The organism is Erythrobacter sp. SN6-5 (assembly GCF_057364945.1).
In genome coordinates, this window is record NZ_CP200282.1 from 2,926,771 (window position 1) to 2,941,426 (window position 14,656).

The 14,656-nt window shown below is 57.8% G+C and carries 12 protein-coding genes and 2 pseudogenes; 9 read left to right on the forward strand and 5 right to left on the reverse strand.

What is annotated here, in order from left to right:
* Positions 1-69: 69 nt before the first annotated feature.
* Positions 70-1,884: an aspartate--tRNA ligase gene (gene aspS, locus AC0V6Z_RS14630; RefSeq protein WP_472639151.1), complete on the reverse strand. Its 1,815-nt coding sequence runs from the start codon at positions 1,882-1,884 to the stop codon at positions 70-72.
* Between the two features lie 205 nt (positions 1,885-2,089).
* Between aspS and rnd the strand changes: the two genes are divergently transcribed.
* Both rnd and AC0V6Z_RS14640 read left to right on the forward strand, forming a co-directional pair.
* On the forward strand, positions 2,090-3,346 hold the full coding sequence (gene rnd, locus AC0V6Z_RS14635) for a ribonuclease D (RefSeq protein ID WP_472639152.1): 1,257 nt from the start codon (positions 2,090-2,092) through the stop codon (positions 3,344-3,346).
* A 9-nt stretch (positions 3,347-3,355) separates the two neighbouring features.
* Positions 3,356-4,252: a LysR substrate-binding domain-containing protein gene (locus AC0V6Z_RS14640; RefSeq protein WP_472639153.1), complete on the forward strand. Its 897-nt coding sequence runs from the start codon at positions 3,356-3,358 to the stop codon at positions 4,250-4,252.
* 38 nt (positions 4,253-4,290) lie between these two features.
* Here the strand turns inward: AC0V6Z_RS14640 and pgsA are convergent, their stop codons facing one another.
* Positions 4,291-4,899: a CDP-diacylglycerol--glycerol-3-phosphate 3-phosphatidyltransferase gene (gene pgsA / locus AC0V6Z_RS14645; RefSeq protein ID WP_472639154.1), complete on the reverse strand. Its 609-nt coding sequence runs from the start codon at positions 4,897-4,899 to the stop codon at positions 4,291-4,293.
* Between the two features lie 107 nt (positions 4,900-5,006).
* Here pgsA and AC0V6Z_RS14650 point away from each other — a divergent pair, with 107 nt between their 5' ends.
* Entirely contained in the window at positions 5,007-6,323 is a 1,317-nt protein-coding gene (locus tag AC0V6Z_RS14650) for an MFS transporter (RefSeq protein WP_472639155.1), read from the forward strand.
* 22 nt (positions 6,324-6,345) lie between these two features.
* On the opposite strand, the gene AC0V6Z_RS14655 is transcribed toward AC0V6Z_RS14650, so the two are convergent.
* Entirely contained in the window at positions 6,346-6,615 is a 270-nt protein-coding gene (locus AC0V6Z_RS14655; RefSeq protein ID WP_472639156.1) for a hypothetical protein, read from the reverse strand.
* A 188-nt stretch (positions 6,616-6,803) separates the two neighbouring features.
* On the opposite strand from AC0V6Z_RS14655, the pseudogene AC0V6Z_RS14660 reads away from it, so the two are divergent.
* Positions 6,804-8,510 (forward strand): annotated as a pseudogene (locus AC0V6Z_RS14660) (thiamine pyrophosphate-dependent enzyme).
* A gap of 2 nt (positions 8,511-8,512) precedes the next feature.
* On the opposite strand, the gene AC0V6Z_RS14665 reads toward AC0V6Z_RS14660, so the two are convergent.
* Positions 8,513-8,923: an EVE domain-containing protein gene (locus AC0V6Z_RS14665; RefSeq protein WP_472639157.1), complete on the reverse strand. Its 411-nt coding sequence runs from the start codon at positions 8,921-8,923 to the stop codon at positions 8,513-8,515.
* Positions 8,924-9,082: 159 nt separating this feature from the next.
* On the opposite strand from AC0V6Z_RS14665, the gene AC0V6Z_RS14670 reads away from it, so the two are divergent.
* The 5 genes and pseudogenes from AC0V6Z_RS14670 to AC0V6Z_RS14690 all read left to right on the forward strand — a co-directional run bounded on the left by AC0V6Z_RS14670 (position 9,083) and on the right by AC0V6Z_RS14690 (position 14,452).
* Positions 9,083-10,750 (forward strand): putative bifunctional diguanylate cyclase/phosphodiesterase, encoded by a 1,668-nt coding sequence (locus AC0V6Z_RS14670; RefSeq protein ID WP_472639158.1) that lies wholly within the window; start codon positions 9,083-9,085, stop codon positions 10,748-10,750.
* Between the two features lie 98 nt (positions 10,751-10,848).
* On the forward strand, positions 10,849-11,670 hold the full coding sequence (dapF, locus tag AC0V6Z_RS14675) for a diaminopimelate epimerase (protein WP_472639159.1): 822 nt from the start codon (positions 10,849-10,851) through the stop codon (positions 11,668-11,670).
* Between the two features lie 80 nt (positions 11,671-11,750).
* Positions 11,751-12,858: pseudogene (locus AC0V6Z_RS14680) on the forward strand (MiaB/RimO family radical SAM methylthiotransferase).
* On the forward strand, positions 12,855-13,793 hold the full coding sequence (gene ftsY, locus AC0V6Z_RS14685; protein ID WP_472639160.1) for a signal recognition particle-docking protein FtsY: 939 nt from the start codon (positions 12,855-12,857) through the stop codon (positions 13,791-13,793). The pseudogene AC0V6Z_RS14680 and the gene ftsY overlap by 4 nt, the downstream one beginning before the upstream one ends.
* Positions 13,793-14,452, forward strand: coding sequence for an inner membrane-spanning protein YciB (locus tag AC0V6Z_RS14690; protein ID WP_472639161.1), 660 nt, complete (start codon positions 13,793-13,795; stop codon positions 14,450-14,452). Before ftsY ends, AC0V6Z_RS14690 begins: the two co-directional genes overlap by 1 nt.
* Here AC0V6Z_RS14690 and AC0V6Z_RS14695 read toward each other — a convergent pair.
* A complete protein-coding gene (locus tag AC0V6Z_RS14695; protein WP_472639162.1) occupies positions 14,449-14,649 on the reverse strand; it encodes a hypothetical protein in 201 nt (66 codons plus the stop codon). The two genes, AC0V6Z_RS14690 and AC0V6Z_RS14695, sit on opposite strands and share 4 nt — an antisense overlap.
* Positions 14,650-14,656: the final 7 nt, after the last annotated feature.

Below are 14,656 nucleotides of genomic sequence, written 5' to 3' on the forward strand. Positions count from 1 at the left end.
AGGATTAGGGGAAGATGAACCAGTTTTGCTGTCGACAGCTACAATTCCATCACTGAAGCAATGACTTGCCTATTCAGCTGCCTTTTGTGGGTTAGCCGCATCGCCTTGCTTCTTTGGCGGCTCAATCACCCTTAAAGACAGCTCGCGCAATTGCGGCAGTTCTGCCTTACTTGGCGCACCCATCATCAGGTCTTCGCCCTTCTGGTTCATCGGGAATGCAATCACTTCACGGATCGCCTCTTCACCAGCCAGAAGCATCACGATCCGGTCAATACCCGGTGCAGATCCGCCATGCGGCGGCGCGCCCAGCTTGAATGCTTCAATCATACCGCCAAATTCGCGGTCGACGTCTTCCTTGGAATAACCAGCGATCTCAAACGCCTTGTACATGATGTCCGGGCGGTGGTTCCGGATCGCGCCGGACGACAGCTCATAACCGTTGCAAACAATGTCATATTGCCACGCTTTGATCTTGAGCGGATCCTGATTTTCCAGCGCCTCCATCTCGCCTTGCGGCATGGAGAATGGGTTGTGCGAGAAGTCCACTTTCTTCGCGTCTTCGTCATACTCGAACATCGGGAAATCGACGATCCAGCAGAACTTGAAACAGCCCTCTTCGATCAGGCCGAGCTGTTCGCCCACCTGAGTGCGGGCGGCTCCTGCCAACTTCGCCGCGTCCTTTTCCTTACCCGCGGCAAAGAACAGCCCATCATCAGGGCCAAGACCCAGCTCGTCATAAAGTTGAGCCATGAGGTCGGGGCCGTGGTTCTTGGCAATCGGGCCGCCGAATTCGCCGCCCTTCCGGGTGACATAGCCAAGGCCAGCAAAGCCTTCACCGCGCGCCCAATTGTTCATATCATCGAAGAACTTGCGGCTCTTCTCATTCGTGTTTGGCGCAGGCACCACACGGACAACACCGCCGCCGCCCACGATCTTTTCAAACAGGCCAAAGCCTGACTTCTCAAAATGGCTGGTAACATCTGAAATAATCAGCGGGTTGCGAAGATCAGGCTTATCGCTGCCATATTTCAGCATCGCCTCAGCGTATGGAATACGCGGGAAGTCGCCCGAGGCGGTCACGCTTTTGCCATTGGCGAACTCAGCAAAGACGCCTGCAAGAACGGGTTCCAGCGTTTGGAACACATCTTCCTGCGTCACAAAGCTCATTTCAAAGTCGAGCTGATAGAACTCCAAGCTGCGATCAGCGCGCAGGTCTTCATCGCGGAAACATGGCGCAATCTGGAAATAGCGATCAAACCCGCTGACCATCAGCATTTGTTTGAACATCTGCGGGGCCTGCGGCAGGGCATAGAAATTGCCCGGATGCATGCGGCTCGGCACTAGGAAGTCGCGCGCGCCCTCTGGCGACGAAGCCGTCAGGATCGGTGTCTGAAACTCCGTGAACCCTTGGTCGATCATGCGCTTGCGGATCGAGGTGATCACCTGGCTGCGCAGCATAATGTTGCGGTGCATGGTTTCGCGCCGCAGATCGAGGAAACGATATTTGAGGCGGATATCCTCGGGATATTCCTGCTCGCCAGCGACCGGCATTGGCAATTCTTCAGCCGCACTTTGTACGTCGACCGCGCGGGCAAATACCTCAATCGCTCCGGTTGGCAGGCTGCCGTTCACAGTCTCGGCTGAACGCGCCTTCACCTCGCCATCAATCGTCACAACGCTCTCTACGCGCAGCGAATCGAGAACTGGCAGGGCGGGAGAATCCTCGTCCGCCACGATTTGCGTGATGCCATAGTGATCGCGCAGATCGACGAACAGCACTCCGCCATGGTCACGTTTGCGGTGAATCCAGCCAGAAAGGCGAACGGTTTCGCCGACATTGGCTTCACTTAACTGTGCGCAAGTATGGGAACGATAAGCGTGCATGCTAAACTCTTGTCCTGTTCGAGAGTATGGCGCTAAAGGCGCGCCAGCAATGATTGCATGGCGTGGCCTAGTTTAGAGCGCATATCAATATGCGCGCGCTAACAGGGCAAGCGCGGGGCTTTGTCAAGTTTCACGCACGCTAAGCGATCATCAATGGGCTGACGCCCGGAGGCGGTACTCCGCCTGACACACTGAAAAGACAGATATGAAAATACATGATCTGATTACAACAACCGACGCTTTGACTGACCTTTGCGAGCGTTTGGCGAAATCCGAATTCGTCACCATCGACACCGAATTCATGCGCGAGAACACCTATTGGCCGGAACTGTGCCTGGTGCAGATCGCCAATGAGGAAGAAGCCGCGGCGATTGATCCGCTAGCCGATGGAATTGATCTTAAGCCGCTGCTCGATCTGATGTGCGAAAACGACGAAGTGCTCAAAGTCTTCCACGCAGGCGGGCAAGATGTCGAGATTATCGTCAATCTCACCGGCAAGACCCCCTTCCCCATTTTCGACACCCAGATTGCGATGATGGCCATCAGCCAGTCAGAACAGATCGGCTATGCCAATCTGGTCGACAGCTGGCTGGGCCTGCAAATCGATAAAGGTGCGCGCTTCACCGATTGGAGCCGCCGTCCGCTGACCGACAGGCAGATCGAATACGCCATCGGCGATGTAACGCATCTTTCAGAGATCTTCCCGAAGATGCTCAAGAAATTGATCAAAACCGGTCGCGGCGGCTGGCTCGATGCGGAAATGGAAAAGCTCGCCGATGCGAGCAATTACATCGTCAATCCTGACAATGCCTGGCGCCGCATTCGCCAACCGGGCCGCAATCCAGCGGTGCTGGGACGGATGAAGGGCCTCGCCGCATGGCGCGAAGGCGAAGCGCAGCACAAGAATATCCCGCGTGGCCGGATCATGCGCGATGAGACCTTGGCAGACATCGCCAGCCATCCGCCGAAAAAGCAGGCAGATCTGGCGAAAGTGCGCGGGCTATCCTCCGCATGGCGCGACAATGATATTGGAAAGCGCCTGATGCGGGTCATTGAAGAGGCAGAGCCGCTGCCCAAGAGCGAGCTTCCCGAGAAGATGAAGCGCGGGGCGCCTCTGGGCAAAGAAGGCGCTTTGGTCGCTGACCTTCTAAAACTGCTGCTCAAAATTCGCGCGCGCGAAATTGATGTGGCCGCCCGCCTGCTAACGAGAGCAGACGAGATGGAAGCCCTCGCCGCCGGGGTCCGCGACCTCAAAGTGCTGCAAGGGTGGCGCTATGACGTATTTGGTAAAGACGCGCTGGAACTGGTCGAAGGCAAGCTCGGCTTTGCAGTAAAGAATGGCAAACTCGCCATGACCCATATCGACGATATGCAGGCGAGCATGGAGGAGGCCGCCGCCGCCAGCGATGATGCGGCAGAGGCGGAAGCCGAGGTCGATGCTGAGACGGCAGCGGCCGAGTAAAGCTCAGCCATGTCCACCTATCTCCCCACGATCAAACAGCTGCAATATCTCGTGTCCTTGCACGAGCATAAGCACTTTGGCCGCGCAGCAGACGCGAGCTACGTCTCGCAATCGACACTGTCTGCGGGTATTCGCGAACTGGAATCGCTGCTGGGTGTGACACTGGTTGAGCGCAGCCGCCGCGTCGTGCGCTTTACTGCGCTGGGCGATCAGGTAGTGGAGAAGGCGCACCGATTGCTGCGCGAGGCAGAGGAGCTTTCCGACCTCGTCCAAGCCGCCGGAAAGCCACTGTCCGGCACGCTGCGCATGAGCGTCATCCCGACCATCGCGCCGTTTCTGCTGCCGCATTTGTTGCCACGACTAAAACGCGAGCGGCCCGATCTGAAACTGCTGCTGCGCGAGGAGACCAGCCAGGATGCGGTGGAATCGCTGCAACATGGCCGGGTTGATTGCGTGCTGCTCGCCCTGCCCTTTGGCACCGGCGAGGTAGAAGTGGAGCATATCAGTGACGACAGGCTGTTCGTCGCTTTCCCCCAGGATGATCCGCGCGATCCGCCAGACAGTATTCCGCCCAGCATGATTGATGAGGGCCGCCTGCTATTGCTCGAAGATGGGCATTGCCTGCGCGATCATGCGCTGGCCGCCTGCGCGCGCCCGGAGATGCGCGCAAATGCAGCGATTATTGGCACCTCGCTGCACACTCTGGTTCAGATGGTCGACAATGATTTGGGCCTGACGATGCTGCCTCAAATGGCGCTGGATGCCGGAATATTGAACGACACCAATGTGGTCGCGCGCCCGCTTAAGTCCGCGCAAGCCAGCCGCGAGATCGCTCTGATCTGGCGCAAAAACAGCCCGCGCGCCGATGACTTTAAGCTGCTGGCTGAGGAATTGCGGGCGGGTTGATCATCGGCTGAGTCTCAATTGGAGGTGCCCGAAGCACATCAATCCATATGCTTGAGGCCGACGCGCAGATAATCCCAGCCGGTGATGCAGGTTAGCACCGCAGCAGCCCACAAGGTTGTAAGGCCGATCAAGTGCAGCCAGGTCTGTTCAACCGAGGCGCAGGCATCGCCGGGCACTTGGCATGGCTGGCCATGCACTGCCCCGCCGCCAATCAGTGCAGCCAAAGCGATCAATTGAAACGCAGTCTTCCATTTGGCCAGTTTGCTGACTGGCATCGACACCTGAATGCCTCCCAGAAACTCACGCAGGCCAGAGACGGCAATCTCTCGCATCAGAATAATCAATCCAGCAATCACATGGAAATCGCCCACATATGGCCCGCGCAAATATCCTTGCGCGGTCAGCACCAAAATAACGGTCGCAACCATGATCTTGTCAGCGATGGGATCGAGGAAAATGCCGAGCTTTGACACTGTCCCTTGCGCCCGGGCCAGATAGCCGTCGAAGAAATCGGTGATCGCAATCAAACCGTACAGCACAAAGCCGATTGCATATCCCAACTGCCATTCCGGCCACCACAGAAAGAACGCGAGCAGTGGCAAAGCCAGAATCCGCGACAAAGTGAGAATGTTGGGCAATGTCATCATTGTAAATGCCTCCTTAGCCGCCTTTGCCAATGCGCAAAAGATAAAACAGGCACCTTGTTAACCGCCGCGTATCGTCTATCTCGTGGGCCACGGGAGCGAACATCTTCATGACCACGACGACGCATCTTTTGCGCCGCAGGCGCTTCCTGCCCCTATTCTGCACGCAGTTGCTGAACGCGTTTAACGACAATTTGTATAAGACCGCGATGGTCCTGTTCGTCGTTTACCAGGTGTATAATGACGAAAGCACCGAGGCGATCTTTAGCGCGGTTGCCTCTGGCCTGTTCATTCTGCCGTTTTTCATCCTGTCTGCGCTGGCTGGGCAACTGGCCGATATGCGCGACAAGGCGGCGATCATCCGCACGGTGAAAATGTGCGAAATTGGGCTGATGTTGATCGGCGCGACCGGCCTGTTTCTGGCCTGGCGCGGGATCGCCGTCGACAGTTTTGCCATACCGCTTTTAATGTTCGCCCTGTTCTTGACCGGAGTTCAGTCGACGTTTCTGGGCCCGATCAAATATGCGATTCTGCCGCAGCATTTGAAGAAAGACGAAGTGCTGGCCGGAACCGGACTGGTCGAGGCGGGCACTTACATCGCCATTTTGCTGGGCACGATTTTGGCCGGGTGGATCCCGGTCGAATGGGCCGCTGGCGGGATCATCGTCACCTCGCTGATTGGCTATCTATCCAGCCGCCAAATTCCCTCAGCCCCTCCCTTGGGTAAGGTAGAAAAACTCGACTGGCACATCATCCGCGCGTCCGTCGCGCTCATTAAAAACACGATGCATGATCGCCAGATATTTTACGCGATCCTTTCAATCAGCTTCTTCTGGACGATTGGTGCTGTGCTGTTCATCCAATTCCCGCCACTCGCCAAAAACACCCTTATGGCCAGTAAGGAAGTCGCTAGCCTGTTCCTCGTCATCTTCTCAATCGGCGTCGCGATTGGGTCCGTTTCAGTCAACAAGCTGCTGAAAGGCAAAGTGTCGGCGCGCTATTCGCCTGTCTCCGTCATCGCGATGGGCGCTTTCGTAGTTGCATTCTATCTGGTGTGCCGCATGTGGCAGGCGGATCAGCCGACAGAGTTACTGAATGTCACCGAATTCGTCGCATGGCCGCTGGCAGCCGTCATCTTGCTGTGCTTGCTTGGCATTGCGGTGGCAGGCGGCATGTTCGTGGTGCCGCTTTATGCGTTCCTCACCACCCGCTGCGCCCCAGACGAAGCGGCGCGTACAATCGCCGCCAATAACATAGTCAATTCAGGTGCAATGGTGGTCGGATCTCTGCTCGCTATTGGCCTCAGCGCGCTTGGCGTGCCGGTGGTGGAGCAGGTGTTGCTGAGCGCGGGAATGTGCCTCGTATCCGCCTGGCTCGGCAAACGCCTGCACAATGCTGAGTTGGAGCATGCTGACGCCGCTGCTTAGAGCGCGGAGGAGTTTCGCTGACTTAAGCGATGAAGGCGATGATCGCCGCGAAGGTAGAGACATAGACCGTTGCGAAACCGCGTACATCGTCACGGGTCAATTGCCACAGACTTTCCGCCGGTGCGGCCAATTCGTTGCTGCGCACATGCGGCGGCAGTGAAGCGCGAAACGAATGCTGCGCCGCTTCGTCCGTCAGCACCAATGCACGGCGACCGCCCCGCCTTTTCGGTGCCAAACCAAGCTCTGGCTGAGTGCGTTCAATGGCGACTGTTTTGAGACTCGCATATGTCATGGGAGCATTGTTAAGACTTTCTTAACCGTTTTGGCAGGGGCGATTTGTAAACTGTCGCGCTGCGGGACATTAAGTGTTTTTGTTCATTTGGGCCTGTGGAAAATTCCGCCGGATTGCACGCGTGCAGCGCCCCCGCTAAGCGCGGTCAGAGCGCAAACAATTGCGCCGCGAAGACGGGATATGGAATGATGGAAAAGACTGCTCAAACGGCGGCAGAGCTGTTGGTCGATTGCCTGATCGAACAAGATACAGACCGGATATTCACCGTCCCGGGTGAGAGCTTTCTCGCCGTACTGGATGCGCTGCATGCGAGTGAAAGTGTGGATGTTATCACGTGCTCGAGCAAGAAGGAGGCGCGGCCTTCATGGCATGCGCCGATGGGGCTATGACAGGCCGCCCTGGCATTGGCTTTGTCACCCGAGGCCCCGGCGCAACCAATGCCAGCATCGGCGTGCATGTCGCACATCAGGATTCGCAGCCGATGATTTTGTTCGTTGGCGATGTTGCCCGCGGGATGAAAGACCGCGAAGGCTTTCAAGAGGTCGATTTTACCGCCTTCTTTGGGCCGATCTGCAAATGGGCCGCTCGGATTGATGATGCCGCGCGCATTCCGGAATATATCGCTCGCGCTTATTCAGTTGCGATTTCAGGCAGGCCTGGCCCGGTAGTCCTCGCTCTGCCGGAAGACATGCTGTGCGACCTGATCAATGATAAGGCGGGCGAACCACCCTTGCAGCCTCGCCCGGAGGTCACTCGACCAGCACAAGCCGTGTGCCCAGACGCCATGCAAGCTATGCTGGCAATGATCGGCGATGCGGCGAGCCCAATTGCGATTATCGGCGGGGCCGGTTGGAATGCCAAAGCGCGCGAGCATTTCCAGCAATTTGCTGAGAGCATTGGCGTGCCAGTCGCGACCGCTTTTCAGCCGGCAGGATGCAATCTCTCCTGGCTCACCGGTCTATGCCGGAAATCTTGGCTATGGCCCAAATCCAAAACTGGTCGAGCGGGTCAAAACCGCCGATCTCGTGCTTACCGTTGGCGCTCGCCTGGGTGAAGCGACAACGGATGGCTACACTTTCCCAACCTTGGAACATCCCGATCAAACATTGATCCATGTTCATCCGGACCCCGACGAGTTGGGCAGAGTGTATCGAGCAGACCTCGCGCTATGCTGCGCGGTGGATGAATTTGCCGAGGCCGCCGCGCTTTGGGAAGATCACAGTGTCATCCCATTCGATGCGGGCGCGCAAGCAAATGCGGAATGGCGGGAATGGTCAAGCTACGAACCCGGCGAACCTTCAGATCATGCGCTCGATATGGCCGCCTGCGTCGCCTTTATGCGGGAGGCCTATCCCGCTGATACGATCATCGCCAATGGTGCGGGCAATTTTGCCGGATGGTGGCACCGCTATTGGCGCTATGATGGCTATCCCACGCAGCTTGCCCCTACCGCTGGCGCGATGGGATATGGCGTCCCAGCCGGGATTGCCGCAGCCCTGCGTCATACGAACCGGCAAGTGGTCGCAGTTGCGGGCGATGGAGATTTCCTGATGAACGGCCAAGAGCTGGCCACAGCGGCTCAGCACGGTGCGAACCTCACCGTTTTGGTGGTCGACAACAGCGCCTATGGCACCATTCGCATGCATCAGGAACGCGAATATCCCGGCCGCGTCTCAGCCACTAAACTCACCAATCCAGACTTCGCAGCCTTCGGCGCGGCCTTTGGCGCGTGGAGCGCCCATGCAAGCACAACGGAAGAGTTCAAATCTGCTCTGACAGAAGCGCGCGGAAAGAACGGTCTAAGGCTTATCCATATGTCGATTGATATCGAGCAACTTGCCGCAAGTGGAGCGAGCGTTAGCGGACTGCGTGCAAAAGCCTCGGCAAAGGGCTGACGCTAACCCTCAGCCATCTCGCAAATGACCTGCCATTCTTCTGGCGTGATCTGCGCGACAGACAGTCTCGACAGCTTCACCAGCTGGCATTCGGCAAGCTTCGGCTCCGCCTTGATCTGCTTCAGTGAAACTGGATTTCTAAACTTGCGTTTCGGCTTCACTTTCACCGCCGCCCATTTGCCGGTTTCATCGGTAGGGTCGAGAATATCGGCCACGCTGACCGTGCAAATGCCGACAACCTCCAGCCCCTCTCGCGAGTGGTAGAAGAAGCACTCATCGCCAACCTCCATCGCCTTGAGATTGTTCTTCGCCAAGTGATTACGCACCCCGTCCCAAACACCCTCTTCCTCAGCGATCAAATCATCCCAGCCATATTTGAACGGTTCCGATTTTATGAGCCAGTAATTGGGCACAGGTTCACTCCCCAGTTTAGTGCGGTCAGACGGGCAGTGTTCTGCCGATAGAAACGCGCCACGCCAAGCGCCAAATTGTCCGCGCAGGCGTCTTAACCTGATATTTAATATGTGGTCCCATTACGGGCGAGACTGAAATCGCTGGGGGCACAGCCGATTATGGCTGAAGAGAAAACTGAGCAACGGATCGGTAAGGCCGAGCGCGACATAGTTGCGCTAGGAATTGCAACCGCTGCGATCATTATTTTTGTTGGTATCGGCGGCTCTGTAATGGGCGACGTTGTCGAGGCAACGTTTGGCGAGGGCAAAGGTCCTGACCGCTTGCTAGTCAACGCCATGCTGCTGAACATTGCGTTGATAATTTTCGGCTGGCGCCGCTACCGCGAACTCAGCTCTGAAATTCAACAGCGCCGCGCCGCCGAAGAACAAGCGCGCAGACTGTCCGAAATTGATCCCCTCACCGGCTGCCTCAATCGTCGCTCCATGGCGAAAGCGACCGAAGAACTGCGCAATGGATCAAACCGTCATGGCCAGGCACTCGCCTATGTCATGATTGATCTCGATAACTTTAAGCAAGTCAATGACATGAACGGCCATGCGATCGGCGACAAATTGCTGATTGAACTCGCCGCACGGCTTAAAGAAAAGCTTCCCAAAGACGCTCTGCTGGCGCGTCTGGGCGGCGATGAATTTGCATTCGTCATGCCCTATGATGGCAAGCACCCTGAACGCATTGATGATCAGGTCATCCGCCTGTTTGAAACCGCAACGGCCATGTATCAGGTGGACGATATGGCGGTTGAGCTGACCATGTCGATTGGTATTGCCACAGATCATGACGAGCAAGGATTCAACCCGCTTGTCAGCGACGCACAAACGCTGATGCATCACGCCGATATCGCGATGTATCACGCCAAGAACCAAGGCAAGAACCGCTATTACTGGTTTGAGCCAACGATGGAAAATGAGCTGCGCTTCCGCAATGAACTGGAAACGGGCATTCGCCGAGGGCTTGCAGTTGGTGAGTTCGTGCCATTTTATGAGCAGCAGATTGACCTGGAAAGCGGCGATCTGGTCGGTTTTGAAATGCTTGCACGCTGGCAGTCACCTCAACTTGGCCTCGTCAGCCCAGACATCTTTATTCCAATCGCTGAAGACATCGGCGTGATCGGTGATCTGTCTGAGAAACTGATGGTTGAGGCCTTTGCCGATGCCCGCGATTGGGACCCGGATCTAACATTGTCGGTGAACATCTCGCCGATCCAAATGCGCGATCCATGGTTTGCGCAAAAGCTGCTGAAACTGCTGGTCGAGCACAATTTCCCCGCGCACCGACTTGAGATTGAAATCACTGAGAGCTGCCTGCACGACAATGTCGGCATGGTCCGCTCCATGATCGCCAGCCTGCGCAACCAGGGCGTCAAGGTCAGCCTCGACGACTTTGGAACGGGTTATTCGAGTCTTGAGCAGCTGCGTTCTCTGCCGTTCGACCGGCTCAAAATTGATCGTAGCTTCATCAGCGAGCTGCGTAATCCGGATGCAAGTTCCAAGATCGTCGATGCGATTGTCTCGCTCGGCAATGGTCTGGACATGCCGATCACCGCCGAGGGCATCGAAGATGAAAACATCCTCGACCTGCTCAAAACGATGGGTCGCTTGAAAGGCCAAGGCTACCTCTATGGCCGCCCAGAAACCGCCGACCAGGTGCGTATGCGCCTGAAAGCTGCTGGTCGCCTGGTTGAGCAGCCAGACGTCGTTCCTGCAGCGCAGGACAGCGCCGTTGAAAGCAGAGTGGACCCTGAGAACCTGAGGCGTATTGCCGAATAAGGCAGCTGCCCTAAGGCACCAGCAGGACCAACGCTCAGACAAATCACTGACGCAAAACTGGACGTAGAGCCTGCGCGTGCATAAATGCGCTCCAGATCATGCGCACTCCCTTCATCAAGATGCACGGCCTCGGCAATGACTTCGTGGTGCTCGACGCCCGCGAAACCGAATTGCCAAGCGTGACGAACGCTTTCGCAAAGGCGATCGCGGATCGGCGCATCGGCATTGGCTGCGATCAGCTTGTCCTGCTGGAACCCAGCGTGTCGCATGATTTCAAAATGCGCTTCTTCAACAGCGATGGGGGCGAAGTGGGCGCGTGCGGCAATGCCAGCCGCGCGGTTGCAATCCTGCATGGCAAGCAAGCCAATGTAGAGACCGCAGGCGGCACCTTGTCACTGCATCCCAGCGAAGGCGGCGCCAGCGTCGATATGGGCACGCCCCGCTTCGATTGGGACGCGATCCCGCTCGACTATCCGATGGACACGTTGTCGATGCCGCTTGGTTGGCCGATGGACGATGGGGCACTCGAAAACCCAACCGCCGTCAATGTCGGTAATCCGCATGCCGTGTTCTTCGTCGAGGACGCCGATGCGGTCGACCTTGCGACTTACGGGCCTATCATCGAGCATGATGCAGTCTTCCCCGAACGCGTGAATGTGAATGTCGCGAGCCTAATCGCGCCGGATCATCTGCGCCTGCATGTGTGGGAACGCGGCGCGGGCATCACCCGCGCATGCGGCACCGGGGCCTGCGCCACGGCGGTGGCAGCCGCGCGGCGCGGGATCACCGGACGTGACGTCATGGTGTCATTGCCCGGCGGTGATTTGCGGATCGAATGGCGTGCGGATGATACGATCCTCATGACGGGTCCCGCGACCGAAGCCTTTAGCGGTACGTTCGAGTGGGACGATTTCGCGTGAGCGCCCGATTTACCGATCAGCCCGACGTAATCTCGCTCGGCTGCCGTCTCAACATTGCTGAGAGCGAGAAGCTGCGCGCGATGTTGCCAGAGGACGAGAATGTCGTCGTCGTCAACAGCTGCGCCGTGACCAATGAAGCGGTGCGCCAGACGCGCCAAGCCATCCGCAAGGCTCGCCGCGCCAGGCCCGATGCGCGGCTGATCGTGACCGGATGCGCTGCCGATATCGAGCGTGAGCAGCTTGCTGATATGCCAGAAATCGACGGGCTTATCTCCAACCAGTCAAAGCTTGATCCGCGCGCCTGGAACCTGCCCAGCGATCACGCGCCGCTTGCCCCGACAAAAACCCGCGCCTTTATCGCGATCCAAAATGGCTGCGATCACGCCTGCACCTTCTGCATTATCCCACAAGGGCGCGGCACCAGCCGTTCCATGACCATTGCTGAGGTGCTGCGCGAGGTGGAGCAGCATCTGGAGCTAGGCGCACGTGAAGTTGTGCTGACTGGGGTGGATGTGACCAGCTGGGGGCACGATCTGCCCGACACCCCGCCGCTGGGTGCGCTGGTCGGCGCGATCCTGGACCGCTTCCCACAGCTCGCGCGCCTGCGCATGTCATCACTCGATGGCATTGAGATTGACGAGGCTCTGTTTGAGCTCTTCGCCAGCGAGCCGCGCCTGATGCCGCATCTGCACCTATCCCTGCAGCATGGCCATGATCTGATCCTGAAACGCATGAAGCGGCGGCACCTGCGCGGCGACGCGGTCGATCTGGTGCAGCGTCTAAAGGCACGTGCGGCCGGATATCACCATTGGCGCAGACCTGATCGCGGGCTTCCCAACCGAGACCGCCGAGCATCATCAGGCGAACCTCTCGATCATTCGCGAGCTGGACATCGTCCATGGCCATATCTTCCCTTTCTCCCCGCGAGAGGGAACACCAGCGGCCCGCATGCCTCAGCAGCCCCGCACCCTTATCAAGGAGCGCGCCGCTGAACTGCGCGCGCTCGCGGCGGAAACACGCACCAGATGGCTCAATAGCCTTGTGGGCGAACCGCTTCAGGTCCTCGCCGAGGGCGACAACAGCGGCTACAGCGAGAGCTACGCCCGCGTCGCCCTGCCCAGCGGCACAGAGCGCGGCACAATTTTGACCATCACACCGACTGCCCATGAGAAAGGCCTGCTGCAATGAGCGATCCCGAGAATGCGGGCTCTAGCTGGAGTGATCGGCTGTTCGGGGGGTTTCGTAAGACCTCAGAGCGTCTGTCCACCAATCTCACGGGCGTGGTCGGCACGGCGAAGCTTGATGATGCCACCTTGGACGAGGTGGAAGACGCGCTGATCATTTCTGACCTTGGCCCGTCGGCCGCCGGGCGGATCCGCGCAAAACTGTCTGAAAAGCGTTTTGGCCTGGAAATCACTGAGCAAGAATTGAAAGAGGCCGTCGCTGAGGAAATCGCCGAAATCCTCCGCCCGGTGGCGAAACCACTCGACATAGTTGCCTTCCCCCGCCCACAAGTGATCCTGGTGATCGGCGTCAACGGGTCCGGCAAGACAACAACCATCGCCAAGCTAGCGCACCTATTTCAAGAGGATGATTACGGCGTGATGCTGGCTGCGGGCGACACCTTCCGCGCCGCCGCAATCGGCCAATTGGCGACCTGGGCAGAACGTGTTGGCGTACCCATCGTTCGCGGACCAGAGGGCGGCGATCCGGCCTCCATCGTATTCGACGCGGTGAAAGAGGCGACAGACACGGGCATTGACGCACTGATCGTCGACACCGCCGGACGACTCCAAAACAAGCGCGAGTTGATGGACGAGCTGGAGAAAATCCGCCGCGTCCTGGGCCGCCTCAATCCAGAGGCGCCGCATGATGTCGTGCTCGTTCTGGATGCAACCAATGGCCAAAACGCCTTGTCTCAGATCGATGTGTTCAAAGAGGTTGCAGGCGTCACTGGCCTGATCATGACCAAGCTGGATGGCACCGCGCGCGGCGGGGTGCTGGTGGCGGCGGCGGAGCAATATGGCCTGCCAATCCACGCGATTGGTGTTGGCGAGACAATGGACGATTTGCGCCCGTTCGACCCCGATCTGGTCGCCAAAGTTATCGCAGGAGTGGCATAATGTCAGACACTGAAACCGCCGCCCCTCCCGCAAAGAAGGCAGGCTCTGGCTGGCTCAACGTAGCGGTTGATTACGGCCCGCTCCTGGTCTTCCTAAGCGTCTATAAATATTTCTCTCCCGAAGAGCCTGAGCCTGCGGGCGAGCTGTTTGCGATCATTCGAGGCACGGCGGCCTTTATGCTGGCGGCAATCGTCGCGCTTGCGGTGTCCAAATGGCGGCTGGGCAAGGTGTCACCGATGTTGTGGTTTTCGACTGCACTCATTGTTGGTTTTGGCGCGCTTACAATCTTGTTTGGCGATCCGACCTTTGTGCAATTGAAGCCTACACTGATTTACGGTGTGTTTGGCGTCGCACTACTCGCGGGTTGGAAGATGGGTAAGGCACTGCTCAAAATCCTGTTGGAGGCCGCATTTGAGGGCCTGACAGACGAAGGCTGGCTGAAACTGTCGCGCAATTGGGGCGTGTTCTTCCTCGCGCTGGCAGCGCTCAACGAGGGCCTGCGCGCCTATATGACCTTTGAAGGTTGGTTGTGGGCGAAGCTGTGGGTATTCCTGCCGCTCACGTTCCTGTTCACCTTCGCCAATATCCCCATGCTGCTGAAGCATGGGCTGGACCTAGGTGAGGAAGAAGAAGCCGAGGCGAAGGACGAAACGCCTTAGGCGGCGCAGTCTTCCCAACCAAGCGGCGCACGGTCACAATTGGCATAGAGCGCACGGCGTGCGCGCTCTTGCAAGACGTCGCGCACGACCTGCTTTTGATTGTCGGTAGAACGGCTGGTGGTGATGACATTGAGATAGCCACCATGGCCATGTTTGACCTCGCTACGTCCTGATGCGAAAATGCGATGTGCAGTCATTTGCCTT

Bases quoted from the DNA above. Each gene is read 5' to 3' on its own strand.
- AC0V6Z_RS14650 (WP_472639155.1), top strand. From the start codon at position 5,007: ATGACCACGACGACGCATCTTTTGCGCCGCAGGCGCTTCCTGCCCCTA.
- dapF (WP_472639159.1), top strand. From the start codon at position 10,849: ATGCGCACTCCCTTCATCAAGATGCACGGCCTCGGCAATGACTTCGTG.
- aspS (WP_472639151.1), bottom strand. From the start codon at position 1,884: ATGCACGCTTATCGTTCCCATACTTGCGCACAGTTAAGTGAAGCCAAT.
- rnd (WP_472639152.1), top strand. From the start codon at position 2,090: ATGAAAATACATGATCTGATTACAACAACCGACGCTTTGACTGACCTT.
- ftsY (WP_472639160.1), top strand. From the start codon at position 12,855: ATGAGCGATCCCGAGAATGCGGGCTCTAGCTGGAGTGATCGGCTGTTC.
- AC0V6Z_RS14695 (WP_472639162.1), bottom strand. From the start codon at position 14,649: ATGACTGCACATCGCATTTTCGCATCAGGACGTAGCGAGGTCAAACAT.
- AC0V6Z_RS14655 (WP_472639156.1), bottom strand. From the start codon at position 6,615: ATGACATATGCGAGTCTCAAAACAGTCGCCATTGAACGCACTCAGCCA.
- AC0V6Z_RS14690 (WP_472639161.1), top strand. From the start codon at position 13,793: ATGTCAGACACTGAAACCGCCGCCCCTCCCGCAAAGAAGGCAGGCTCT.
- pgsA (WP_472639154.1), bottom strand. From the start codon at position 4,899: ATGATGACATTGCCCAACATTCTCACTTTGTCGCGGATTCTGGCTTTG.
- AC0V6Z_RS14640 (WP_472639153.1), top strand. From the start codon at position 3,356: ATGTCCACCTATCTCCCCACGATCAAACAGCTGCAATATCTCGTGTCC.
- AC0V6Z_RS14670 (WP_472639158.1), top strand. From the start codon at position 9,083: ATGGCTGAAGAGAAAACTGAGCAACGGATCGGTAAGGCCGAGCGCGAC.